The sequence below is a fragment of the Paenibacillus sp. ClWae2A genome, from assembly GCF_032452295.1.
GTDB lineage: Bacteria > Bacillota > Bacilli > Paenibacillales > Paenibacillaceae > Paenibacillus.
Map to the genome: position 1 here is coordinate 1 of NZ_JAULSQ010000019.1, position 24,541 is coordinate 24,541.

General features: G+C 46.7%; 14 protein-coding genes and 1 riboswitch. Of the genes, 10 read left to right on the plus strand and 4 right to left on the minus strand.

Translation table 11 applies throughout. The features are described 5' to 3' along the window. Positions 1-231 precede the first annotated feature (231 nt). The 8 genes from xylB (at position 232) to QVE09_RS29310 (ending at position 15,604) form a co-directional block, all read left to right on the plus strand. On the plus strand, positions 232-1,725 hold the full coding sequence (gene xylB, locus QVE09_RS29275) for a xylulokinase (RefSeq protein ID WP_315939675.1): 1,494 nt from the start codon (positions 232-234) through the stop codon (positions 1,723-1,725). A 227-nt stretch (positions 1,726-1,952) separates the two neighbouring features. Continuing rightward, complete coding sequence (locus QVE09_RS29280) at positions 1,953-2,669, plus strand: glycosyltransferase family 2 protein (protein ID WP_315939676.1); 717 nt, start codon at positions 1,953-1,955, stop codon at positions 2,667-2,669. A gap of 1,082 nt (positions 2,670-3,751) precedes the next feature. Further along, positions 3,752-4,822: a glycosyltransferase gene (locus QVE09_RS31600; protein WP_397387121.1), complete on the plus strand. Its 1,071-nt coding sequence runs from the start codon at positions 3,752-3,754 to the stop codon at positions 4,820-4,822. 247 nt (positions 4,823-5,069) lie between these two features. After that, positions 5,070-5,696 (plus strand): bifunctional 4-hydroxy-2-oxoglutarate aldolase/2-dehydro-3-deoxy-phosphogluconate aldolase, encoded by a 627-nt coding sequence (locus QVE09_RS29290; RefSeq protein ID WP_315939678.1) that lies wholly within the window; start codon positions 5,070-5,072, stop codon positions 5,694-5,696. A gap of 166 nt (positions 5,697-5,862) precedes the next feature. Continuing rightward, positions 5,863-6,789, plus strand: coding sequence for an alpha/beta hydrolase (locus tag QVE09_RS29295; protein WP_315939679.1), 927 nt, complete (start codon positions 5,863-5,865; stop codon positions 6,787-6,789). Between the two features lie 226 nt (positions 6,790-7,015). Then, positions 7,016-9,409 (plus strand): S-layer homology domain-containing protein, encoded by a 2,394-nt coding sequence (locus QVE09_RS29300; RefSeq protein WP_315939680.1) that lies wholly within the window; start codon positions 7,016-7,018, stop codon positions 9,407-9,409. Between the two features lie 392 nt (positions 9,410-9,801). Continuing rightward, complete coding sequence (locus QVE09_RS29305) at positions 9,802-10,929, plus strand: transglutaminase domain-containing protein (RefSeq protein WP_315939681.1); 1,128 nt, start codon at positions 9,802-9,804, stop codon at positions 10,927-10,929. A gap of 163 nt (positions 10,930-11,092) precedes the next feature. Continuing rightward, positions 11,093-15,604: a collagen binding domain-containing protein gene (locus QVE09_RS29310; protein WP_315939682.1), complete on the plus strand. Its 4,512-nt coding sequence runs from the start codon at positions 11,093-11,095 to the stop codon at positions 15,602-15,604. A gap of 133 nt (positions 15,605-15,737) precedes the next feature. Here the strand turns inward: QVE09_RS29310 and QVE09_RS29315 are convergent, their stop codons facing one another. From QVE09_RS29315 to QVE09_RS29325, 3 genes are all read right to left on the minus strand, one after another. Beyond that, the gene (locus QVE09_RS29315; RefSeq protein WP_315939683.1) at positions 15,738-16,379 is read right to left on the minus strand and encodes a class D sortase; all 642 of its coding nucleotides are present in this window, start codon (positions 16,377-16,379) and stop codon (positions 15,738-15,740) included. A 278-nt stretch (positions 16,380-16,657) separates the two neighbouring features. Next, positions 16,658-18,139, minus strand: coding sequence for an amino acid permease (locus QVE09_RS29320; RefSeq protein WP_315939684.1), 1,482 nt, complete (start codon positions 18,137-18,139; stop codon positions 16,658-16,660). 116 nt (positions 18,140-18,255) lie between these two features. Then, positions 18,256-18,471, minus strand: a riboswitch (Lysine riboswitch). Between the two features lie 147 nt (positions 18,472-18,618). Then, on the minus strand, positions 18,619-19,761 hold the full coding sequence (locus tag QVE09_RS29325; RefSeq protein ID WP_315939685.1) for a virulence factor: 1,143 nt from the start codon (positions 19,759-19,761) through the stop codon (positions 18,619-18,621). 242 nt (positions 19,762-20,003) lie between these two features. Between QVE09_RS29325 and QVE09_RS29330 the strand changes: the two genes are divergently transcribed. Beyond that, entirely contained in the window at positions 20,004-20,423 is a 420-nt protein-coding gene (locus QVE09_RS29330; protein ID WP_315939686.1) for a hypothetical protein, read from the plus strand. Positions 20,424-20,471: 48 nt separating this feature from the next. On the opposite strand, the gene QVE09_RS29335 is transcribed toward QVE09_RS29330, so the two are convergent. Continuing rightward, positions 20,472-21,170: a response regulator transcription factor gene (locus QVE09_RS29335; protein ID WP_017692253.1), complete on the minus strand. Its 699-nt coding sequence runs from the start codon at positions 21,168-21,170 to the stop codon at positions 20,472-20,474. A gap of 344 nt (positions 21,171-21,514) precedes the next feature. Here QVE09_RS29335 and QVE09_RS29340 point away from each other — a divergent pair, with 344 nt between their 5' ends. Beyond that, a complete protein-coding gene (locus tag QVE09_RS29340; protein WP_315939687.1) occupies positions 21,515-24,364 on the plus strand; it encodes an ATP-binding protein in 2,850 nt (949 codons plus the stop codon). Positions 24,365-24,541: the final 177 nt, after the last annotated feature.

A 24,541-nucleotide genomic window follows, 5' to 3' on the forward strand; every position in this document is an offset into this window, starting at 1 on the left:
TACTGTTTTGATATAAATGGTTGTCTAAGATGGTGCATGCAAAACGGAGTGAACAGAAAGGACCCGAGGAAGCGAAGCGTGCGCATTTATCCCCGGATTTCACCCTTGCCAAAGGGTATAAAGGAAATCCGGGGGTAACGGCGATCCAAGGGTTTTCTGATCACGGAGTGGCCACATGAGCATCAAGGGTTTCATTTATACAATCCTGTTACAAACGAGAGGAGTTAACCTATGAGTTACGTAATTGGCGTCGATCTTGGAACCAGCGCGGTTAAAACGGTGCTGGTCAATCGTGAAGGAAAAGTGGCATTTGAAGCATCCGAAGCATATCCGTTGTACCAGCCCAAGGCCGGATACAGTGAACAAAATCCCGAAGATTGGGTAGAGCAGACCATTGTTTCCTTGCGTAAATTGCTCGAAGTGTCTGGCGTACAGCCTTCGGAAATCGAAGGATTGAGCTTCTCAGGTCAGATGCACGGCCTGGTCTTGGTGGATGCTGAAGGCAAACCGCTGCGTAATGCAATCCTGTGGAACGATACACGCACAACGGCTCAGTGCCGCCGGATCGAAAAAGTGCTGGATGGCAAGCTGTTAAGCATTGCCCGGAACCGCGCCCTTGAAGGCTTTACATTGCCAAAAATTCTGTGGGTTCAGGAGAACGAGCCTGAATTGCTGCAGCAAGCATCCTTGTTTCTGTTGCCAAAAGACTATGTGCGTTATCGCCTGACAGGGGATTACGCCATGGATTATTCCGATGCAGCGGGTACCTTGCTTCTGGACGTAGCAGGCAAGCAGTGGAGCAACGAGATTGCAGAAGCATTGGATTTACCGATCTCCCTTTGTCCACGTCTTGTGGAATCGTTTGAGGAAGTGGGCACCTTGTTGCCTGAGATTGCGGACCAAACGGGTCTGGCGACTGCGACAAAAGTATATGCAGGTGGCGCGGACAATGCATGCGGTGCCATTGGCGCAGGCATTCTGAGTGAAGGACAGACGATGTGCAGCATCGGCACGTCCGGGGTTGTGCTTTCCTACGAAGAGCGTAAAGATCTCGATTTCGAAGGCAAAGTACACTTTTTTAACCACGGAGAGAAGGATGCCTTCTATATTATGGGTGTAACGCTTGCCGCAGGATATAGCCTGTCCTGGTTCAAGGATACGTTTGCAGCGGACAAATCCTTTGATGTGCTCTTGCAGGGCATTGATCAGATTCCGGTGGGCAGCAACGGATTGTTGTTCACACCATATATCGTTGGGGAGCGTACACCTCATCCGGATGCGAATATCCGTGGCAGCTTCATCGGTATGGATGCGGGACACAAGCTGGAGCACTTTGGACGTGCGGTGATGGAGGGCATTACCTTCTCGCTGCGGGAGTCGATTGATATTCTGCGTGGTGCAGGTAAAACCGTCAATGAAGTCATCTCCATTGGTGGTGGTGCCAAAAATGAAGCCTGGTTGCAAATGCAGGCGGATGTCTTTAACGCCACGATTGTGAAGCTGGAGAGCGAACAGGGTCCTGCGATGGGTGCAGCCATGCTGGCTGCCTATGGCTGTGGCTGGTTCCCGTCCTTGCAGGAATGTGCAACGGCGTTTATTCGTCCAGCGAAGTCCTATGAGCCGAACCCGGAAACGGTTGCCGTCTATTATGGACTGTTCGCACTGTACCAGGAAGTCTATGGGCAGACACGTAGTCTTAATGATCGTCTGGCTGAATACCGTTAATTCATTCACTTCACTATTCACTACATTAATCTTGTGATTACACTAAAAGCATCCGCGAAGGCGGGTGCTTTTTTGTCGTTCATTAAGATTAACCCCATGAAAGGTTTCCTTGGCCTGCATATCCGTATTCCGACTCTGCATAGATTGGGAATAGAGGATTGTGATTCGTCCAGGCATCGTGTGTCCGACATTTTAATAGGTAGAAGCTTGAGCATGGGGGTGAAGCTTTGGATGGACATGAGGAACATGGAAGACCACATATTACCTTGTCGATGATCGTTCGTAATGAAGAGAATCGGTATCTTAGGCAGGCACTGGAGAGACATCGTCCTTGGATTGATCGCGCAGTAATCATTGATGACGGAAGCACGGATGGAACGGTCGCGCTGTGCAGGGAACTTCTGGACGGTATTCCACTCGTATTAGTGGAGAACACAGCTTCACGTTTTGCAGACGAGGTAAGCCTGAGAAAACAACAATGGGAAGAGACGGTGGCGACCGATCCGGAGTGGATTTTGAATCTGGATGCGGATGAGATTTTAACCAGTGACTTTGGGTTGTTACGGGATCTGTTGCTCAGTGGCAATGAAGATGCGATCTATTTCAGATTGTTTGATATGTGGAGTGAGACGCATTACCGGGAAGATGAGTTCTGGCAGGCGCATGCCTACTATCGGCCATTTCTGATTCGTTATCACCCGGGGATGAGCTATGAATGGAAGGAGACACCCCAGCATTGTGGTCGTTTTCCGTTAACGATCCAGCATTGGTCCTATGGATGTCATGCTCCCCGGGTGAAGCACTATGGTTGGGCGCGGGAAGAAGACCGCATCCGCAAATATGAACGCTATCAAGCACTGGACCCTGAAGCAAGATACGGTTGGAAAGAACAGTACGAATCGATATTGGATCAAGAGCCACGACTGTTGGCATGGTTCGAGTAAGGAGAGGGGGAGTGAGCACGTTGAAGAAAGACCCGTTACGCGAATCGCAAAAAGAATCCCAACCTCAAGTAGAGCTGAATTCCCAAGAAAATGAAAATCAGAATGAGAAGCAACATGAGAGCGAAAATGAGAATCAGAAAGTGAGCCAGAATAATCATCGACCGCCCAGACGTTCTGCTAAATCGCAAGAAACCCGCCAATCGGAAAAGCTTGAAGCGCTTGGGCAAGAAAGAATACTGATCGCCAGCCCGGTTCGCCAGACAACTCCGGTGCTTCGTGAATTTCTGGATTCTCTGCATGCACTGGAAAGAACAACAGTGAAGACGGATTATCTGTTTGTAGACGATAACGTGGAAGAAGCCGCATCGAATATATTGTGTGAATTTGTGCTTCAGCATGAGGGAACGGTTATTCAAGCAGATGAACATGGCAGCGGTAGTCCTGACAACAAAGGGGTGTACACTAAGGATGAGGGAGGACATTATTGGCAGGATGAACAGATTTGGCGTGTAGCTGGTTTGAAAAATCGCATATTGCAATATGCACGCGACAATCACTACGATGCGGTTTTCCTGATTGATTCTGACTTGGTGCTGCATCCGCGGACGCTGGAGCAACTTGTATCGAGTGGCAAAGACATTGTTTCCAATATCTTTTGGACCCGCTGGCAGCCGGATGCCAGGGAAATGCCGCAGGTATGGCTGCAGGATGAGTATGCTCTGTATCGCCGCGGTGGCAAAACAGTAGACGGAACCGAGGCGGAAGACGAGGGCACGCAAACGACTGCTTTTCTAAATCAGCTGCGGATCCCGGGTTGTTATGAAGTTGGAGGGTTAGGGGCATGTACCCTTATTCGCAAAAATGTTCTGGCAGCAGGAGTTTCGTATGACCAGATTCCCAATGTATCCTTCTGGGGCGAAGATCGTCATTTCTGCATCCGTGCTCAGGCACTGGGTTTTCGTTTGTTCGTCGATACTCATTTCCCTGCGTACCACATCTATCGATTGTCCGAACTGCCGGGGGTATCTGCCTTTAATCGTAGGGCGAGACGAGGTGAGGAGACGATCAGTATTACCCTGTGTATGATTGTGAAAAATGAAGAAGCTTCCCTCGCCAGATGTCTGGACTCGGTCAACGGGATTGCTGATGAGATTGTAATCGTGGATACCGGATCAACGGATGGTACCCGTCAGATTGCTTCCAGATATACGGATCGTATCGTTGATTTTGAATGGGTGGATGACTTTGCAGCAGCACGCAACTATGCCTTCGATCAGGCAAAGAGTGAATATATTCTGTGGCTGGATGCCGACGATGTGTTCCAACCGGAAGATCGGGCGAAACTGATCGCCTTAAAACGTTCACTGGACCCGGATGTTGATAGTGTAACGATGGATTACAATCTGTCATTCACAGCAGATGGCAAGGTAGCCTACAGTCTGCGCCGGAATCGTCTGGTGCGTCGGGATCGGCAATTTCGCTGGATTGGCGCAGTGCATGAATATCTGGCTGTAGCGGGCAATCTGCTGCATAGTGATATAGCGGTTACACACAAGAAAGATAAGGAGTATACCGATCGGAATCTGCGGATCTATCGCAAAAGGGAACAGGCCGGAGAGGAATTCGGGCCGCGTGACTTGTACTATTTCGGTAATGAACTGAAGGACCATGGACAGCATGAGGATGCGGTGAAGTACTATGAGAAGTTTCTGGATACCGGGCTGGGCTGGGTGGAAGATCAGATCGCTGCTTGCCAGAAAATTGCGGATTGTGAAGCTGCACTTGAACATCCGGAACAGGAAGTCACGGCGTTGTTCAGATCATTTGCCTATGATTTGCCAAGAGCCGAGATATGCTGTCGATTGGGTGGTTATTTTGCCGACCGTGAAGATTATCCCAAGGCTCTGTTCTGGTACGAACAGGCGACTCGTGCTGTACGTCCTGATGATCCTATGGTGGTGCTAAATGAAGCAGCCTGGACCTGGATGCCGCATCTGCAACTATGTGTGTGTTATGACCGGATGGGTAACCGTGCCAAGGCCCGAGAACATAATGATATCGCACTCGCCTATCATCCAACACATCCGAGCATGTTATATAACGATCGATACTTTAAAGATTTGGAGAAGGATAACGTATTGGAAAACGCTTAGTATTTTCAGGCGAAATGCGGCCTCTTTCGTGGAATTGAATGGGTGAATCAGCCCATGTTCCATGGAGAGGTTTTTTGCATTGTAATAAACGTACATCATAGAGTTGGTGACAGACGCATTCACATTGAAATGGATTAATGTATTTCATCCAGGGGAGGATATGCTTTACAATAATGAATAACGGAAAAGCGGTAAACATGATTATCTGTCTTCGGCTGCCGAATTGATGAAGCAAGGGGAATTGGATATGAATCTGACGGAAGTACTATTGGAGTCGAGGCTGGTCGCGATTGTGCGCGGTATTAGCCGTGAAGCGGCAGTAACAGCTGGACAAGGCATGACAGGTGGTGGAATCCGACTGATGGAAGTCACACTGAACACACCTGGAGCACATGATATTATTGCAGACTGGCGTGAGCGGCATGAAGGAAAGGCTTATGTTGGAGCGGGTACGGTACTGAATGTACAGATGGCCAAGGAAGCTGTCGCTGCAGGAGCACAATTTCTGGTGTCACCCAATGTCGATCTGTCTGTCATTGAATATGCTGTAGAACATGGTGTCGAGATCTGGCCTGGAGCCATGACACCCACGGAAATTGTCGCTGCCCATGAAGCGGGAGCACGAGTTGTGAAGCTGTTTCCGATGGCGAGTCTGGGCATTCCGTATCTGAGGGAGATCAAAGCTCCCCTGAACCACATCCCGCTGCTGGCAACAGGTGGTGCCACACTGGAGAATATTGCTGATTATTATGCAGCAGGCGCAGCTGCAGTGGGTCTGGGAAGTGCACTTTTACCACGAGAAGCTCTTGTAGCAGGAGATCATGAGAAGATCGCAGCTTGCTCACGGAGATTTGTGGAAGTAGCGAAAGTGTAGGCACAGGCGCCGGTCCAAAAGTACGTAGATTTGGGTATATATAAAGGTATCTTTTAAAACAATTTTAAATCAATCGTTATCATAAAAACCCATGTCGTTTAACGTGCCGTTCATTCTATTGTTTTATGATGGATGTATGCCAGAATTCGGAGAGGAGAGATGCCCTGTGAAAGCTAAAACAATGATAGGCGGCATGCTCGCCGTGGCCGCAGTAACGGCAGGTGGATTATGGAAGGCAGCGGTAAAGAGCCAGACACCCAAGAAAATTCCAATCACCCTGACACCCCCAATGCCGTTTGAGGATGTGACCTTTGACAGTGGTGGAGGTCGGGTGCATGGCTGGTTCATCCCTGCCAGAGCCGACATTCCGAAACCATGGCCGCTCGTTATTATTGCACATGGCTGGGGCTCCAATCGCTCCCGTGTTCTTCGTTACGCACGTCCGATCTGGGAAGCCGGATATGCCTTATTTATGTATGATGTGCGTAGTCATGGGGCCAGTGATCCGGTTCGTGCTGCATCTGCCTATTTGTTCCGGGATGATCTGCTGGCGGCGTTGCAGTATACGACTGCACGACCAGAGATTGATGCGGATGCCATCGGAGTGCTTGGACATTCTTTGGGGGGACTGGGTACGATTCTTGCAGTGACGGAGGGAATTCCTGTATCAGCAGTGATTACGGACTCGATGCCATCGCAATTTGAGGTAATCGTCAGTTCAGAGCTGAGACGCCGGCGTCTGCCCTTGTTTCCACTGGCTCAGTTAATTCCGAGAATCTGGTTCTGGCGACTGGGTGAATCTCTGAAATCTTATCGTCAGCGTGATCCGGTGATGATGCTGAATGAACGGCGCAGGGGGATGCAACTGCCGATGCTTATGGTGCACTCCAAGGGAGATAATTTCATTCCCCCGAGTGAGCTTGAATATTTTATGTCCAAAGCCGATCCACCTGTTGAACATCTATGGGTCAACAGCGGAGGACACAGTTGTTCCGAGGAAGATCCCGCCTTCTGGGACACCGTTATTCCCTTTTTGAAAACCCATGTTCAAGGTCAGGCGAAGTCGAATGATTCGTCTATAGCGAGTAGTTGACAAGGTAGAATCAGCCTACATAAGAGTGCAGGCTAACAGAGAAAACGCCAACGTGGTTGGCGTTTTTTTGCTATTATTAGCAATATGCAGAAATTCACATTTGTAAAATTGCCCCGAAAACGACGATTAAAAAGGAAGCTTATGGTATCATAGAATAGACTGGCAATATTCATGCGAGGTTATTTGTTATGCTTCTTTGTATGAAATTGAAGGGAGAGGTCCAGATTTGAGTTTGAATTGGAAGTTTAACGTACGTATCAAAATGTTCGCAACCAAAGCAACAACCGCAGCGATGGCAACACTGCTGCTTGCTTCGCAAACACCAGGTTTTGCAGGCAGTGCATCAGCCGCGAGAGCTGAACAGGTGACCGAAGCGACAACGGGGGAAAATGAGCAACTAGACGCAACGAGCAATGACGTGCCTGATGGAGCGAAAATCTCATCCAGGCAAGCCAGTGAAAATATACTGAAATTATTTCCATTGTTAAAAAAAGCAACGATCTCATCTGTACGATTCGATTCACCTAATTCCTATCCACCGCCAGACTACAAGGCATGGGAGATCGGGTTCCAGATTACACAAGGCAACCATACGTCGGGATTCAGTGGAACTGTACATGCAGGCACAGGGGAAGTGTTAAGTGTACATTTGCCGTCGGATATCCTGGATAAACATGTCTCGGAATCGGATGTGAAGCTAACCAAAGCTGAAGCTGAAAAAAAGGCCGTGGCACTGTTGTATCAAGCGATTCCAGGTCTTAAGGACAATGAATACGCTCCGCTTGGAGATCTGTATTCTTCCATCGAACAACAGTCATTGTTTGGCAGAACAGAGTATCGATACGGGTACCAGTTAAAACATGATGGATTGTTATCTGACGCAGAGACAGTCTACATTAATGTGGATGAAAGTGGTTTGGTGACAGGTTACTCGCGAGGTACTACCGAAGCCAAGTATCCCTCATCGAAACCGGCAGCTTCAGAAGAGAAGGCCAGACAGCAGTTTGAAGAACAGTTCGATGTGGAACTGGCTTATATCTCCAAAGATCGTTTGTCTTCCAAGCAGGGTCTGCAGTACTACCTAGCATATACACCAAGAAATATCAGTATCGTTCCGATTGAAGCCAATACGTTGGAACGAATTAATACATTAACAGGTAAAGCTGTGGATGAAGATTCTTTGCAGCAGGATACGAAGTTAAAAGGTGATGTAACTCCTTTTGTCCCGGCCAATGGTACGAGGTTAAATGTTCAGCAGGCCGCCAATCGGGTCGCAACGAACTTTGACATTCCCAAGGGTTATAAGCTGGAACATAGCCAGTTGGGCAAGGGATATTACTCGAGTCCGAACAGTCAGGTATGGAGTCTGAGCTGGAGTGATCGAAGTGCCAATATGTCCTATATGTTCATGCGGGATATCTCAGCACAGGTCGATGCAGTTACCGGACAGATATACAGCTATACGATGATGCAACGAATGGGACCGGAGATGGAACAGGAGAAACCGGCTGAGGAGAAGGCAGGCAAAATGGTAACCCGGCAGCAGGCTGAGAAACTGGCGATGAACACGGTGATTGCGCTAGTTCCAGATGCTACGGAGCAGTTCCGGCTGGCTAACGTGATTGAGGTAGATGATGCGCGTACTTTTATGTTCCAACGTTATCTGAACGGAATTCCGGTTAAGGATGATACGGCACAAGTACAGGTGTTGAACAACGGGACAATTAACGAGTTTTATACGCGTATTGCGGCAACGCCTGAACAACTGCCGGCAGATGTTAAGCCAGCCATCAGTTATGATGAGGCCAAGGCACTCTATCTGGAGGAGTTCAAGCTGGTTCTGGCGTATTCCCGTTACGGTGGATATGGTATGAACGGTGTTCAAGTCATCCCGGCGGGGGTGAACCTTGCTTATATGCCTACACGTGATGAGAATTCGATCTATGGCAACTATGAAGCGCTGGATGCGAACACAGGAGAGTGGAAGCTTATATACGGGGACACAAGCTCTGCAACCAAGGCTGAACCTACGGATATCTTGGGTCATGTGGCCGAAGCAGCTCTTCGCAATATGACACAGCATGGCGTATTGCTTGCTGATGAACAGGGACGTGTATTCCCGGATCGTGTGATCACCCGAGGAGATTGGTTTAACTATTTGGCAAGAGCGATTAATCCAAATATGGATCTGTACTATAGTGGGGACGGAGATGACAAGCTGTACGCTGATGTGACACCTGACAGCCCGTATTATAAGGCAGTTCGGGCATTAATCGATCAACGCTGGCTTGCCGGAGCGGACCCTGAACAGAATTTGAATCCGCAGGAAGAGATGACACGTGAAGAATTGGCGGTATTGCTCGTACGTATTTTACGCTATGAGAAGCTGGCCGGATTCTACACGTTGCCATCGGATCTTCCGAACATCGCGGATGCCAGTGCCGTTACGAGTAAGGGGGCGGTTTCCCTGAGTTTGAAGCTGGGATTGCTCCCTTCGATTGAAGGACGGTTCATGCCTGCACGCAAAGTGACGGTAGCTGAAGCGTCACAGGTATTGGAAAGGCTGGCGAAGCTTCAAGGTAAAACAGATACGTTTATGAGTGGGAATCGTCTGTATTAGACGAGGAATCACTCATATCGTGCCCGTGCGAATCATAGGATGAAGATAACGGGTAATCGTGATTCAATGAACTAAAGATCAAAGGGACCTTCCATAGAAGGTCTCTTTTGATTTGATTTTTACAAAAATTATATTATTTCAACTAACATTTACACGATAACGGAGAGGTCAGAAATAACTTGAGGAAGCGAAGCGTGCGCCTTTATCACCGGATTTTTCCTTTTGAATAAAGGATCAAAAAAATCTGGGGATAACAGCGATCGGAAAGTTGTTCTGACATCGGAGTGTTCGTGTAAATATTCTTTAGTTGAAATGATATAGAAGAATGACGACAGAGCCTTTTGTGATACAATAGGGCGTGAGAACTTTGCAAAGAAGGGTGGGTTCCTTTCATGGGTAAGAACGGGAAACGAATTATCACCATACTGCTGGCAGGCTGTCTGATTGCTGTAGCGTTACCACGTACGGTTGATTTGGATCAACTGTATGCTGCATCAGGGACATCAGATATATCCACGGCAACAGATTTGCGCCAGACCTTGCTTACCGCAATGTCACAGCGAACGGAGGAACTTGTTTTTACATACAAAGGCAATGTGAAAGGCCTCAAAAAACAATTACAAACCTCCATCGATGAGGCAATGAAGAGTGACCCCTATATCCAATATACCGTTAAAAGTTATGCATTTAATTATAAAGGCTCCAATGTGTCGGCCGAGGTGCATGTGACTCTCTCCTATCGGGAGACCAAGGAGCAGACCGATTATGTGAATCGTAAAGTCACGAACGTGTTGAAAGAAATCATCAAACCAGGCATGACGGATCATGAGAAGGTCAAGGTCATCCATGATTGGATTGTGCTTAACCTTTCCTACGATACTTCGTTGAAGAAATATACAGCCTACGACGGGCTTGTTACAGGCAGTACCGTGTGTCAGGGATACTCATTGCTGGCTTATCGGATGCTGGAGCGAGTAGGTATCGATAACCGGATTGTGGAAGGCACAGCAGGTGGGCAGCTTCATGCCTGGAATATCGTGAACCTGGACGGCAAGTGGTATCACATGGACACCACATGGGATGATCCTACCCCTGATCGCAAAGGTAAGGTTAGCCACAGCTATTATTTGCTAAGCGATGATGAGATGGCACGTGACCATATCTGGACAGGCAAAAGCAAGTACCCCGCTGCGCCAGCTCCATATCGAGAAGCTTTATTAAAGCTGGTGAAGGCCGGAGATAGCAAAAAAGCCGCTTATCAGAAGCTGTACCATGCTCTGGACTACTCCCTGTATGATGAACAGGATGCCGTTAAAGGCCATGCTGCGCTGAAGACCAAGGTTCAAAGTACACTGAAGGAAGGCGGAACCTCGCTTACGTTCAGGTACAAGGGTACGGAGGCTGGACTGATTGAAGATTTGCAGGATTTGTACCAGCTTGGCATGAAATCGATATCTTATTATGTGTCCAAAATGGAAGGTACTACCGATCTGCGCGTCAAAATTAACTGGACACGATAACAACCGTTTGAACAGGATGCTCCGCTTGAGGAGTATCCTTCTTTGCGTTCAATTTGGTGTTCAAAAATGAGGATTTTAGTGTTGTATATTTTTTGTATATGTCGCTTTGCTATTCTAATCTTCGGCGTATGCCAACACTACGTACGAGGAGGATATGCAAAAAATGAGGAAAAAAGTGAGCATAGTGATCATTGCTCTGTTGCTGGTCACACAAATGATGCAGGGTTGGATATTTACACCAATAATGCATGCTCAGGATGAATTAACTAATTTGCCAGCCAGTGCAATCAGCGATACAGCGTCAGAAGAAGGTTTGGCAGGTTCGGAAGAGGTGAACAACGTTGACGTTGCTGCCACTCCGGAAGAAGAGGGGGAGGGAAACCTCAACCAGAGCAGTTTAGCAATGGCAGCTGCAGGTCCGGTAATTACAGATCAATTGATTACCAGTGTGCAGATGTACAATCAGGTACCAGAAGACAACGGGAATGGCACGATTGAAGTCAAAGGAGATAAAATCGAGGATATTCGACCACGCATTCAGGATGAGGTGGCTGTAGTCTTTACATGGGGACTTGCAGATGACAACCACAACTACAGCGATGGCTCTACGTTCACCTTTAACTTGCCCGATAAATTCATCATCGGATCGCAGCTTAAGGGTAATCTGGATGGCGGTGTTGGGGAGTATGTGGTGAATCCAGATGGCACAATCATCTTTACCTTTAATGAACTGATCGAGCATGCGCAGCTGGAAGGTAACTTCTACGTGTGGATTAAGTTCGATGAGAGCAAGATGGAAGATGGCTTGAAACAACAGATAGACTTTAGTTCCGTAGGGCAGGGCATCATTGATGTGCATTTTGCCAACACAGCCGTAGATAAGTTGAAGAAATCGGGAAACGCAAACAAAGAAAACTTCAACTCCGACGAAATTGAATGGACCGTAGATTTTAACCAAGGCGAGAAGGCTTTGAAAAATGCGGTTCTTACAGATACGTTGCCAACAAACCTTGAACTCAAGGGCAATATCGAAATTCGCGAATTGGAAGTGCAATTGAATGGATCTGTAAAAGCAGGTCCAGTAGTTCAAACGGAACCACAGTTTCCAATCCAATTGGGGGATACAGATAAGGCCTATCGTGTGACCTACACGACAAGTGTTAAAGCACCAACCACTGCTCCGTTCACCAACGTGGAGTATCAAAACCAGGTTGCGCTTACAACGGATCAGAGTGAGCACAACGAAACAGATATTGGCCGAGTTCGTGTGAGTTTTAATGAGCCTTTGAACAAGTCAGGGCAAGATAGTGCGTATGATCCGGTGACACAGACGATCACATGGAAAGTGCAATATAACTACAATCAGCAAGAAATCATGCAAACGAATGCATGGATTGAAGACCGCTTTGATACGGCAAAACAGCAACTGATCAACAATTCCGTCAAAGTGTATCAAGTGGACATTAATGCAAGTGGAGCGGCTTCGAACAGAACATTGATCAATCCAAATGAATACACACTCGAAGCGATGGGTACAGGGTTCGATGATGGCTTCAGATTACATTTTAAGAACGATATTACCAAGGCCTATGAGATCGAATATGATACACAAACCATTCATCGTGTTTATACAAACGACACCATTACGAACAGAGTGAACATGTATGATGGTACTTCCAAAACAGGCCGAAGAGACATTCAGGAAGTCATTTTTGCAAAGAGTGTGAAAAGTGAAAACTTCAACACAAAAGAAATCGAATGGCAGATTGTTTTGAACCGTGATTTGCAGGACATGACGGATATCGTCATCACGGATAATTACGAAGGCAGACACATGAAGCTGATTCCGGGTAGTCTTCAAGTGAGTGGGGTTAACAAAGAAGACTTCGAACTGACTCCAGACCCGGCTGATCCAACGTATGAAAAAGGATTCTCCGTTCGCCTGAAGGACGGCGTTACAATTAACACGGAACATGTCATTACCTATACAACAAGCTTTGACCCGACGGCAGGTATGCCAACGGATAATGAATATCGCAACTCTGCCAAGATCGATTGGGAAGAATCCAATGTAGCACAGACTGCGATTACCAAATCTGCTGTTGTCAAACCTCAAGAGTACACCATTCAAAATGGTAACAAAAAGGGCGAATACAGCGCCAAAGACAAAAAGATCACATGGACAATTGATGTAAACTACAACTTGTTTGATATTCACGAAGCCATCCTCAAGGATGCCTACACGGGTAACCAATCTTTTGTAGACGGTTCATTAAAAGTTCATGAGTTAGAGTTACAGGGAGCCAATAACGTTACTGCTGTAGGTAGCGAGGTTCCGCTCACACCTGGTCAATTCCAGCTGAACCCGGACGGTAAAGGTTTTACATTGGATCTGGGTAACATCGGCAAAACAGCTTATCGCATTCAGTACCAGACCAGCCTGGATGGACCTTATTCCGTCGAAGGCACATATGGTAACCAGGCTGTTCTAACCGATGGTGACGGTGGTGAAGTGCGCTTTAATAGATCAGCGAGCGTCACGCCAGTTCACGGTGGTGTGTATGTACAAAAAACAGGTCAACAGATCGGTACAACGGATAAAGCATCATGGACGGTGAATATCAATCCAAGTCAATCTTATGTTCCAGCGGATTCTCAATTAACAGATACCCTGTCGGAGAACCAAATTCTATTGGCTGATTCATTGAAATTATATGCAACGAACCTGCCTGCCAACAATTCAGGCAATGTATCCAACAAAGCTGGACTGGTTGATCCGGCTGATTATGAATTGAACGTGGAGGGCAATACATTTACCTTCACCTTCAAGAAAGATATCCATACTGCATTCATTCTGGAATACCAGTCCTATATTAATGCCGATCATGGAGCTCGAATTGAGAATAAGGTTGAATTTGCAGGTCAATCTTCTTCGGTGGTAGGGGAAGGCAATCAGGCGGGTATTAAAGTTTCATTAGCTGGAGCAGGTGGAGGTGCCTCCACAGGTTTAGGCAAAATCAGAATTCACAAAGTCAGTGATACAGGGGTTCCGCTGGAAGGAGCCATATTCGCAATCTATAATGCATCTGGAACTACGCTTCTGGAAACATTGAAACCAACGGACGAGAATGGAGTAGTTGAAAGCTCCAGAAACTATCGATTAAACAATCTGACCAATGGTGTACCTTATAAGTTAAAAGAATTATCTGCACCAGCAGGATACTTGGTTGATCCTGAATATGGCTCTGCCTCAGGTAAAACAATTGAGTTCAAGGATGCGGATATCGCTTTTGAAATTGAAAATAAAAAGATTCGTCAAGGCTTCGAATTAACCAAGGTGGATGCTGCTGACAGCACGAAAACGCTAAAAGGTGCAACATTCGAACTGTACCTGAAAAATGGTCAAACCAGCCAGTTGATCGATACGATAACTTCGGGTGAGGATGGAAAGATCGGAGCAACAGATCTGGAGCCAGGGGATTATGAGTTGATTGAGGTCGAGGCACCTGAATTCTATCAATTGGATTCAACGCCCATACCTCTTACCATTGTAACCAATCAAACTCAGATTGTTACGCTCACACATACCAATACGCAGGGCACAAATGCCAAGCTGGTGGTGACCAAAGTGAACGCCAAGGATCAATCCGTGTTAGCTGGAATTGAATTCGAACTGCGTAATGGTACAAATGCGGTGGTTGACACACAGGTTACGAATATCCATGGGGTCATTGAATTTGATAACTTGCCGTATGGTCCATATACATTGGTAGAGACCAAGGCAGAAGGCTATGTTATTGAACAGCCAGAGACGCTTGTATCTATTATCAAGCCGGAAACTCAATTGACGATTGAAAATAAAGAAAATGATCGTTCCGTGAAATTGATTAAAACCAATGCGGGTCGAACTCAGCACCTTCAGGGAGCAGTATTTGAATTACGGGCTCAAACTGCATTGATGGATGCCAATGGGAATTGGGAGTTCCACAAGGTAACAGGTCTGGATGAAGCTACACTGACAACCAATCAACAAGGTGAAATTGTACTTAAAGACCTGGATATCAATAAATATCAGTTGGTTGAAATAAAAGCACCTAACGGATATATCTTGGACACAACACCAGTACCATTTGAAATTACGAACATACAAACGGAAGCTGTAGTTGTGGAAAAAACGAATCAGGCTATCCCGGTATCGGGTGGTGGATCGAGTGGACCTTATAATCCGGGAACCCCTACTACGGGGGGAACACCAGATCCGGAGAAACCAGTAAATCCGGAACCAGGAACATCAAATCCGTCGGTTCCAGGCACGGTTGTTACTGAACCTACAGAGTCTGGGGGAGGAACCGAAAGCCCGACAGATGAAGATGGCGGGGTAGCGCCACCGACACCAGGCGTATCCAACGGTGAAGACACTGCACCTCCTGTTGGGGATACAGATGCACCGGATGGGGATGGTGCACTGGCACCTCCTGCTGGAACGGATACAGATGGATCACAGGGCAATGGAAATTCTGCATCACAGCCAAACGGAAGTCCTGGATCTCAGGGAATGCTGCCACAAACAGGTGAAGAGAGCACAATGGCTTACACTGCTGTGGGCATGATGCTGATGGCGCTTGGTAGCGCGGGATTCATGTACTTCCGCCGCAGACAATTGCTTCAGCGCTAGATCGCAGCACGTAATGCAGGAACAGATCATATTTGGATAAAAAAACACCCTCTAACTTTCACAAGTGACTCAGCGTCATCATGTGAATTACTAGAGGGTGTTTTATTTTATTTCAGCTGCACCTTAGGGAAGATCAATATCCGGCAACCTCCGGATTCACTTCAATAGCTCTTACAATTAGGCGATGTGTTGGATTGACGAGTGGATCACAGGTAATTAAGGTAAGGACCTGGCCAAGTCCGGGGTCTTCCAGCACAGACAAGTCATTTGGCTCCACAACGGATATCTGATCTACCTTATACTGGATAATCGTTCGATCTGCCAAGGTGACTTGCATCGAATCACCAATCTGGAGTTCTCCCAGACGATTGAACAGCCGTCCTTTTTTGTGGGCGCGATGAGCGGCTATGGCGGCATTACCCTTGTTACCGATCCTAGTGGTTTCGACAAGATGGGTTGCAGCTACCTTCATGTTAGCTTCCGTTGCACCCTCCAGAATCGGTAAGCGGACATCAATCTTGTCAATCGATAGTATCCCCAACGTATCCGAAGAGGCGTCTTGCACTGTATCTGTACTATCCGTAGTCGGCTCGGCAGAAGCTGCATCTTGTATGCCCTGTTCGAAGGAGTGATTAAGCTTAGACAAGCCGTTTTGCAATTGCTCCAGATCGTTCATGACACGGGTTTGCTTCCAGTCATAATACGTTTCCCGCAGGAAAGGAAAGCTGATGATCAGGATGCCCAATAGAACGAGCAGAATAGAGAATTTTTTCATTATGCATCAACTCCCGTTGTCCAAGAAAAATAGTATACCTTTCTCTATTTTACTTACCGACCTATACAAAATATGGACAGGGACAAAAGGACGTACAGAAATGTTCGAAGGGGGAAGCCGACATAAAACAAAACCTCCCCGTTTCGCCACAGTAGGAAAACTGCAACGCCACGGGGAGGTTTTTTAATATGAAGTTAAATCGTATCAGCTGTATAAGTTGATAACAGCGATCGGAAGGTTATTCTGTCATCGAAGTGGCAGGTGTAAATATTGCTTCGTTAGTGCTTATCAGCTGGTGAATCGGTAGGTGTGAAATCACATTCCAGCAGCGGCACCACTTTGGTCTTTTTGATCCATTTGTAACCGAGCCACAACACCAGGAACAGGGGTACGCTCAAGTAGGCAACGATGGCTCCACTCCAGTCGATCTCGTCACCCGTGAATGCCTGGTAGTTCTGTCCGATGATCACGATAATACACAGGGCAAAAGCAAAGATCGGCCCAAACGGGAACCAGCGTGCACGGTAAGGCAGATCGCTCAGATCCTTGCCTTGTGCAACGTATGCACGACGGAAGCGATAATGACTGATAGCGATACCTAGCCAAGTGATAAAACCACACATACCGGATGCATTCAGCAACCAGGTATACACAATGCCATCGCCGAACAGGGAGGCGAGAAATGCCAACATACCAACAGCTGTTGTAAGCAGCAAGGCATTCATGGGAATACCCTTTTTGTTCAGTTTACCGAGGAAACGAGGGGCTTTACCGTCTCGGGCAAGGGCATAGAGAACCCGGCTCGAAGCGTACATGCCTGAGTTACCGGCAGAGAGTACAGAAGTCAGAATAACGGCATTCATGACGGAAGCCGCAATGGCGAGTCCGGCTTTCTCAAACACCAGCGTGAACGGGCTGACACCGATATTTTCCAAATCACCTTTGAGCAGATTCGGATGAGTATACGGGATGATCAGACTGATCACGGTAATCGCCAAAATGTAAAAAATCAGAATGCGCCAAAATACCTGACGAATGGCACGGGGGACATTTTCGCGCGGGTTTTCACTTTCACCGGCGGCTACCCCGATAAGCTCGGTACCCTGGAATGAGAATCCCGCGGCCATGAATACCCCTAACACGGCGAAGAATCCGCCATGGATGGGCGCATCACCGATGGTGAAGTTACTGAAACCAACCGCTTCTCCGCCCATAATACCAAAGATCATGAGCACACCAACGGCCAGGAAGATGATAACGGTAGCAACCTTGATAATGGCGAACCAGTACTCGGACTCTCCATAGCCCTTAACAGACAACACATTCAAGGCAAAGATCAGCACGAGGAACAATAAGCTCCATAACATGGACGAACTGTCGGGGAACCAGTATTTAATAAGTACTGTAGCGGCAGCAAGCTCTGCTGCAATGGTTACCGCCCAGTTGTACCAGAAGTTCCAGCCCATGGCGAACCCGAGAGCAGGGTCTACAAAACGTGCGGCGTACGTATTAAATGAACCGGAGTCCGGCATAAAGGTAGCAAGCTCACCAAGGCTGGTCATTAGGAAATAGACCATGATGCCAACGGCTGCATAGGCAATTAATGCTCCACCAGGGCCTGCGGTTGAGATGGCGGTACCACTTGCGAGAAACAGCCCGGTACCAATTGAGCCACCGAGGGCGATCATCGTCATATGGCGTGCGCGTAATCCTTTTTTCAGGGAAGGTCCAGTTGTTGTTGGGTTACTGCGGTCTTGCATGGAAACACTCCTTCATTCGATATACTGATGTTTGCGATAATTGCTTCATAAACAAAAAGACCACAGGCATCAGCCTGCGGTCTTTAATATTTCAATGTCCGCACCATGTCCCAGATGATTAAGATAGCTCAACACAGAAGAATTCATACCTTTATATAAAGGAAATGTACTTCCGTGACAGTTCTGCGCCTTTCGACAGCAGCCCCAGCCCACCGGACCGTGTAAGGAACGTCCAGTGAGCTTCGGCGGGTGCACCTTTCGGCTGATCTCATAAGCGGCTCCTTAGCGCCTCCTTCAGCGTACTGATCGCACCCGCGACCTCTACCTCACCATCAATGGATGAGGTGTATCTATTGTCTATGAAATTATGAACAACACAACTTAACACGATGTGTTCAGTGTAGTAAACAGACAATCAGTATAACGCGCATGGTTTTCCAGTGCAATAACAATTGTTGGATGTGAGGTCTGAGAGACGACTATTCCTCTTTCTTGTTACGGCCAGCCATCTGCTGCCATACCGTTCCAGCGGCCTGTTCGCCCGATTCGATCCGCTCCAGAGCCATCTTGGCCTGCAGACTGACTTCAAACTCGGGATCATCGGCTGCAACTCGCAACGCTTGCTCTGCTTCTTCAGTTCCGACTTCATAGAGAAAACGTGCTGCACGCCAGCGTACAAGTTTACTTTTATCTGATAACGTGGCTGTCATCGCTGGAGTGGCGGCAGGGTCACCGATATCCGACAAGGTGTCACCGGCAGTACGTCGTACCGCGGGAGAACTGTCCTGAAGCGCTTCATACAGCAATTCCATCGCTTCCGGTGTACGAATGTCACCCAGGTATACGACGGCCAAGCGGCGAATCTGCATTTTGTTGTCATGCAGAGCCTGGGCTACGAGAGGCAGTCTTTCGGCTGTAGGCTCCATGCCGTCAAATGCCGCATAGCGAACATTCCAGTCCTCGTTTCGCAAAGCATCTTCAAGTTCAGCTCCATCCAATTCACGGCGGCGCTCGACGAACTCTTCGGATTTGGTACCATGTTCAATGGCCTGTTTGATAACCTGCTCAAGTCGTTCTGGGGGGTAAGCCGCTTCCAATTCCTGCTCGACTTCACGTGCGATGTCTGGTAACTCGCCATATCGAACGCCGTAATCACTCAGTTTGCGTTCTTTGATCATCGTTGCACTGGCGACTTCCGTCACGGCTTTGACAAAACGGTCTGACAACGAGATTCGTTCTTCCTTGGTTCCGGCCTTGACCCTGATTTGCATCGGTACGCCTCGGAAGAATTGTACAAATACCTGTGCTTCTCCGAAGTGCTCGCCTGAACCATCTTCGGATTCAATCCAGTCTAGATCGATGCCTTGCTGTCCAAGGCGATTTTGGACTTCGCCCAAGATAACGGACCAGTCGGCATTCCCTTTACGATCAAGTGCCACAAAGTCTGTCGTGTGGAACACACTCTTTACACCGGGAATATGAAGCATCTGGCGAATGAACGCCGGAGCAGATCGTTCGTTGTCCAGTGTATATGTTTTGCGAATTCCGTCCTCCAGACGTTCATCGAGATGTAGCATCATCGTATTTGGACTTGGTGTTGGTTCAATGGAAACAATATTCATCAATGTAACCTCCTATAATACCAGATTCATCTTTAACTTCCCGTAAATTAAATCACACGGGTATTTCTCTATTTTACATCAATGTGTGGAATCTGCGAAATCAACCAGAAGTGAAGTGGACATGTCTAACACTTAATGTGAAGAAGTACGAAATTTGTTAACACTTCTTTCATGTTCACGCACAAACATTTTTAAACGTAAGTTGGCACAATAAAGATAAGAATCAACTGGAGGTTATACCTATGGAACCCATTACCGTGCTCTCGGATGGAAAACGTCGTATTGCATATGAGAATATTATTCAATTGTTCAGGAACTGGATTGAGGACTCAACATCTGGTTCTGCAATAGAAACACATCGGGGAAGTTGGGAAAATTCCCGTTATTGTATTGTTGATTATCAGATTGCGGAAGAAGCGGTGTCAGCAGCAAATGCCATTCGGGCTTTTATGCCACAACTTCCGTTACTGGTCATTACGGATTTCAAATCCCTTATTCGGAAGCGTCACCTGCAACAGATTACAGGTACAGGTGAGATGAAGATGATTCTTTGGAACGAGCAAGACCCGAATCAACTCATCAAGGATATGGAAAGCTGGTTGCATTCGTCGTCTGTCCATAAATCAGAAATAGCCATACCGCCCATCTTATCCATGAGATAAAAGAGGGATATGGCCAAAGGTGTTTAACTTTCAATCGTTACGATCGTATTAGATCACATATTTGTAGCCTGTTCCCCAAACCGTCTTAATATAACGTGGGTTCTTGGGGTCAGGCTCAATTTTTTTACGCAGACTTGAGATATGAACATCAATGGTACGATCCAGATAGGCGCGTTCGGAGCCTTTGATCCGATCCATCAGTTCATTACGTGTGAACACTTTACCCGGATTTCGGTACAATTCCTTCATAATCTCAAACTCAATATGAGTGACCTCGATTTCAACGCCATCCACAAACAGGGTTCTTCTGTATTCATTCACATTTACATGTCCAGTAACCTCTGCCTGCTTGTCCTCTTTTACCGGTTTATCCTGATAAGAAATGATTGATCTTCGCAGCAGTGCTTTAATCCGGGCATCCAACTCTTTCAAACTAAATGGTTTGCACAGAAAGTCATCCGCACCATTATGCAATGCGCGAAGTCGATCATTAAGCATGGTGCTTGCCGAGATCATCAGAATGGGCACAGTGGAGTGCTGGCGAAAGGCTTCTACGAGATCATTTCCATCCATTTCAGGAAGCATGAGATCCGTTACAACAATATCCGGCTGGAATTGTGGAAACAGTTGAAGTGCCTCACGGGCATGATGAACCCGTTCAGTGATGTATCCTTCCTCCTCAAGAAAGAAAGCAATCATGTCGGCCAGATTTTTCTCATCTTCTATAAGAAGTACTTTGATAGTCATAGGGTCACACTCCTGGTGAAAATAATATGTTAAGAAAATGCTAAAAAAACAAGGTGAATTGCGAATAAATGCCGCAAATTTTTTAATGTTTCTATCCCAAAATATAGGATGTATATGTAGAGAAGAAATAAGCTTTTTTGATGAACTTCAATATTCTAGCATAAATGCAGTTTGGTTGCCGATCAATCAGAATTTCCCAAATCTACACCAAGTACTAATTACAGTATAATGGATCAGAACGAGTTAAGGGGAAAAAAGTAAGATTGTATCCGCTTAAGTTTATAGGGGGAACCAACGTTGTTGTTGAAAACAGAAGAAAAAATGATCTATGAGGGCAACTGCATATGGATCGTATAAAGGCGAGACAAATGCTGGATTGGGTCGTGTTGAAGCTGAGAATACCCTGGATTGGGACAAGTATTCTGATCATTCTGGGATCACTAAGCACTATTTTTCCGTTTACTTTATTCTATGGTGTTCAGTTTATGATTGGTAGCGCGGCAGCACTCGTTGCTCTACGTTTGCATGGGGCCATCTATGGATTTGTTACCTTCACAGTCATCCATCTGCTGAATACCGTCTTTGTTGGCTTCCAGCCGCACAATTTATCTATAATGCTTGCTCATTTCATGGAATTAATCTGGATGCTCGTTTGGCAGAGCCGTTGGAAGAATGGAAGCTTAATCAAGGCTAATGCTGTCTTTTGGGTAGTGATGTTATTTCCTGTTATCTATGCCGGACATTTTATGTTGGGTATGAATATAGACGATGTGAAGTATGAATATATGTATATTGCTGTGATTGGTATGGTGAATGCGCTGCTTGCGGGAATTGTAGTTGATTTCTGGATCACAACGGGTGAACACAGATCAAAGCGGACGGGAACCATTCCACTAACAAGAATTGCGTTTAAATACGTAGTTGCCTTTGTGGTATTTGTTTCTCTCGTACTGTTATCCGCAGATAGCCGCAGACAATTGAGTCAAATGAATGATGCCATATTACGGGATATGAAATATGCAGCGAGTGCGGTTGTTCAGGATCTTGATGAAGAGTATGTTACCTCCGAGAATATGGATCAGAATATGGCGCGTTATCATCATCTACTGGGTGTGAATGTGATTCTGCTGAATCGCAATGATACAGTCGTCGCTTCTGGTTTGAATACACTACAGGCGGGCGAGTACTTGGACATGGACAGATTCCGTCTTCTGAAGAAGTCGAGGGATAACCTCATTCTGTTAAGTTCCGCAAATATCCATTACAGCGATGTATTGAATTATTGGAAACAAGCCTCTTTTATCTATGAAGCAGAAATGACAAGGTTAACACCTTATCGGGTATTCATTGTGACTGACTCGTCCAAGTATTACCCCCGAATTGAATCGATTTATCTGACCACGCTGCAATCCCTGTTCGCGATCATCGTGGCTTCCATGATTGTAGCGGCTCCTCTCAGCAGAAAGGTTGTTAGCCCGCTGTTAAGACTGACCAGGATGACAGGCTCTCTGCCGAGACTGCTGTTTCGAAATGGGAAGCCGGAGTGGCCAACCAGCCATGTAACCGAAGTACAGATCCTGATTGGTAATTTGCGCAAAATGGCAGATGTGCTGCTGGAACAATTCGAACAGATTCGTCACGACAAGTTAACGCTGGAGGACAGGGTTATTGAGCGTACCAAGGAACTCAAGAATAGTGAAGAGGTCAAACGTGCCATTATTGAATCCTCTATTGATGCCATTATCGCTGTGGACTCCAATGGACTGATCGTTGAGTTTAATCCCGAGGCTGAAAGAATGTTTGGATTGCGTCGGGAAGAAGTGATCCTGCACAAGGAAGTGCCGTCTCTTTTTCAAGGGGCCAGCTGCAAGGAGATCAAGATTTTGCTGGAGCGATTTGAATATGTGGAAGGTAAAAGATACACCATCGTTGAAGAAATTTCAGGTATTCGCCGGGATGGTTCCGTATTTCCAATAGAGTACAAAATTGTTGAGATCCAGTTGGGCAAAAATGAGACATTATATAACCTGTTTATTAAGGATATTACAGAGCGGACCAGAGCAGAAGAAGATCGTGTACGTCATGCCCTTGCGCTGGAGAAGCTGAACTCGGAGTTGTTCAATGAGAAGATGGCCATTCAGGAACAGCGAGATATCAGTGAGCAATTTATTGAATCCGTACGGGAAGGACTCGTGATGTCTGATCGATCAGGGACCATAACCATCGTCAACCGAAGGATAGAAGAGATGTTTGGTTTGGGTGATTTTATGGGCAGATCCATTGAAGATTTGGCGCAGGCGATTGATACGATGGTATTAACGGACAACTTCAATCTGATGGAACAGACGAGAGCATTCCTGAATGGAGAAACGGCGTTTATCGAGACCGAATTTATATTCAATAATGTGGATAAAAGTGTATTTTCCTTGTACATGAAGCAGATGGATGTCCCGGGTAAAAACCATGGGTTTCTGCTGGTGTTCCGTGACCGGACAGGAGAAGAACGGCTGGATCGGATGAAAAATGAGCTGATCAGTGTGGTATCTCATGAGCTTCGAACGCCTGTAGCCACCATAATGGGGTATGTGGAACTAATGATGATGTATGACCTTCCGGCAGCTCAGCAGCGGGAATTCATGCAGACCATCTCTTCGGAGGGCAAGCGGCTGAGCAGTTTGCTGGATGATGTACTCGATATTCAGCGCCTTGACAACGAAGGTATGACTTACCACATGACGTATGTACCGCTGGTTGAGTTGGTAGAAGGGGTTGCCGAACAGTGGAATATGAAGTCTGCCCAACGTATCTACGTGCATACGTTTAATGGAGACTTTTTTGCTTATGCTGACCAGAACAGGATGGTTCAGGTTCTTCATAATCTGGTGGGCAATGCAGTCAAGTATTCTCCGGGAGCCGATCGCATTGATGTAACATTATGGGAAGAAGAGGAATGGTTATGTCTTGATGTGCGTGATTACGGAATAGGTATTGCGGAGCAAGAGAAGGACATGCTGTTCAACAAATTCTATCGGGTGGATAATTCGGATCATCGGCAGATTGGTGGAACAGGAATCGGGTTGTACATTTCTCGTAAAATTGTAGAGGATCACAAGGGTACGCTGACCTTTATATCTGCACCGGGCAAAGGAAGTACGTTCAAGGTTCGACTGCCCAAGCAGGACGTATTGGTGTGAATTTAATGATGGATGAAGAAATGCATTTCGCTTTTTTATGAATAATGTTTGTGTACGAGACCTACGGATAGAGCCTTTGCCCTTTAGCGCGTAAGCGTGAAACGGGGAAAGGCTTTTTTTGTTTTTCAATTTCCCGGATAAAAAAACAACTTCTTTTGCAAACTGTCTATAGAGCCA

Excerpts from the sequence above, each read along its gene's own strand:
- xylB (WP_315939675.1), top strand. The coding sequence starts at position 232 with ATGAGTTACGTAATTGGCGTCGATCTTGGAACCAGCGCGGTTAAAACG.
- QVE09_RS31600 (WP_397387121.1), top strand. The coding sequence starts at position 3,752 with ATGATTGTGAAAAATGAAGAAGCTTCCCTCGCCAGATGTCTGGACTCG.
- QVE09_RS29290 (WP_315939678.1), top strand. The coding sequence starts at position 5,070 with ATGAATCTGACGGAAGTACTATTGGAGTCGAGGCTGGTCGCGATTGTG.
- QVE09_RS29305 (WP_315939681.1), top strand. The coding sequence starts at position 9,802 with ATGGGTAAGAACGGGAAACGAATTATCACCATACTGCTGGCAGGCTGT.
- QVE09_RS29310 (WP_315939682.1), top strand. The coding sequence starts at position 11,093 with ATGAGGAAAAAAGTGAGCATAGTGATCATTGCTCTGTTGCTGGTCACA.
- QVE09_RS29315 (WP_315939683.1), bottom strand. The coding sequence starts at position 16,379 with ATGAAAAAATTCTCTATTCTGCTCGTTCTATTGGGCATCCTGATCATC.
- QVE09_RS29320 (WP_315939684.1), bottom strand. The coding sequence starts at position 18,139 with ATGCAAGACCGCAGTAACCCAACAACAACTGGACCTTCCCTGAAAAAA.
- QVE09_RS29325 (WP_315939685.1), bottom strand. The coding sequence starts at position 19,761 with ATGAATATTGTTTCCATTGAACCAACACCAAGTCCAAATACGATGATG.
- QVE09_RS29330 (WP_315939686.1), top strand. The coding sequence starts at position 20,004 with ATGGAACCCATTACCGTGCTCTCGGATGGAAAACGTCGTATTGCATAT.
- QVE09_RS29335 (WP_017692253.1), bottom strand. The coding sequence starts at position 21,170 with ATGACTATCAAAGTACTTCTTATAGAAGATGAGAAAAATCTGGCCGAC.
- QVE09_RS29340 (WP_315939687.1), top strand. The coding sequence starts at position 21,515 with ATGGATCGTATAAAGGCGAGACAAATGCTGGATTGGGTCGTGTTGAAG.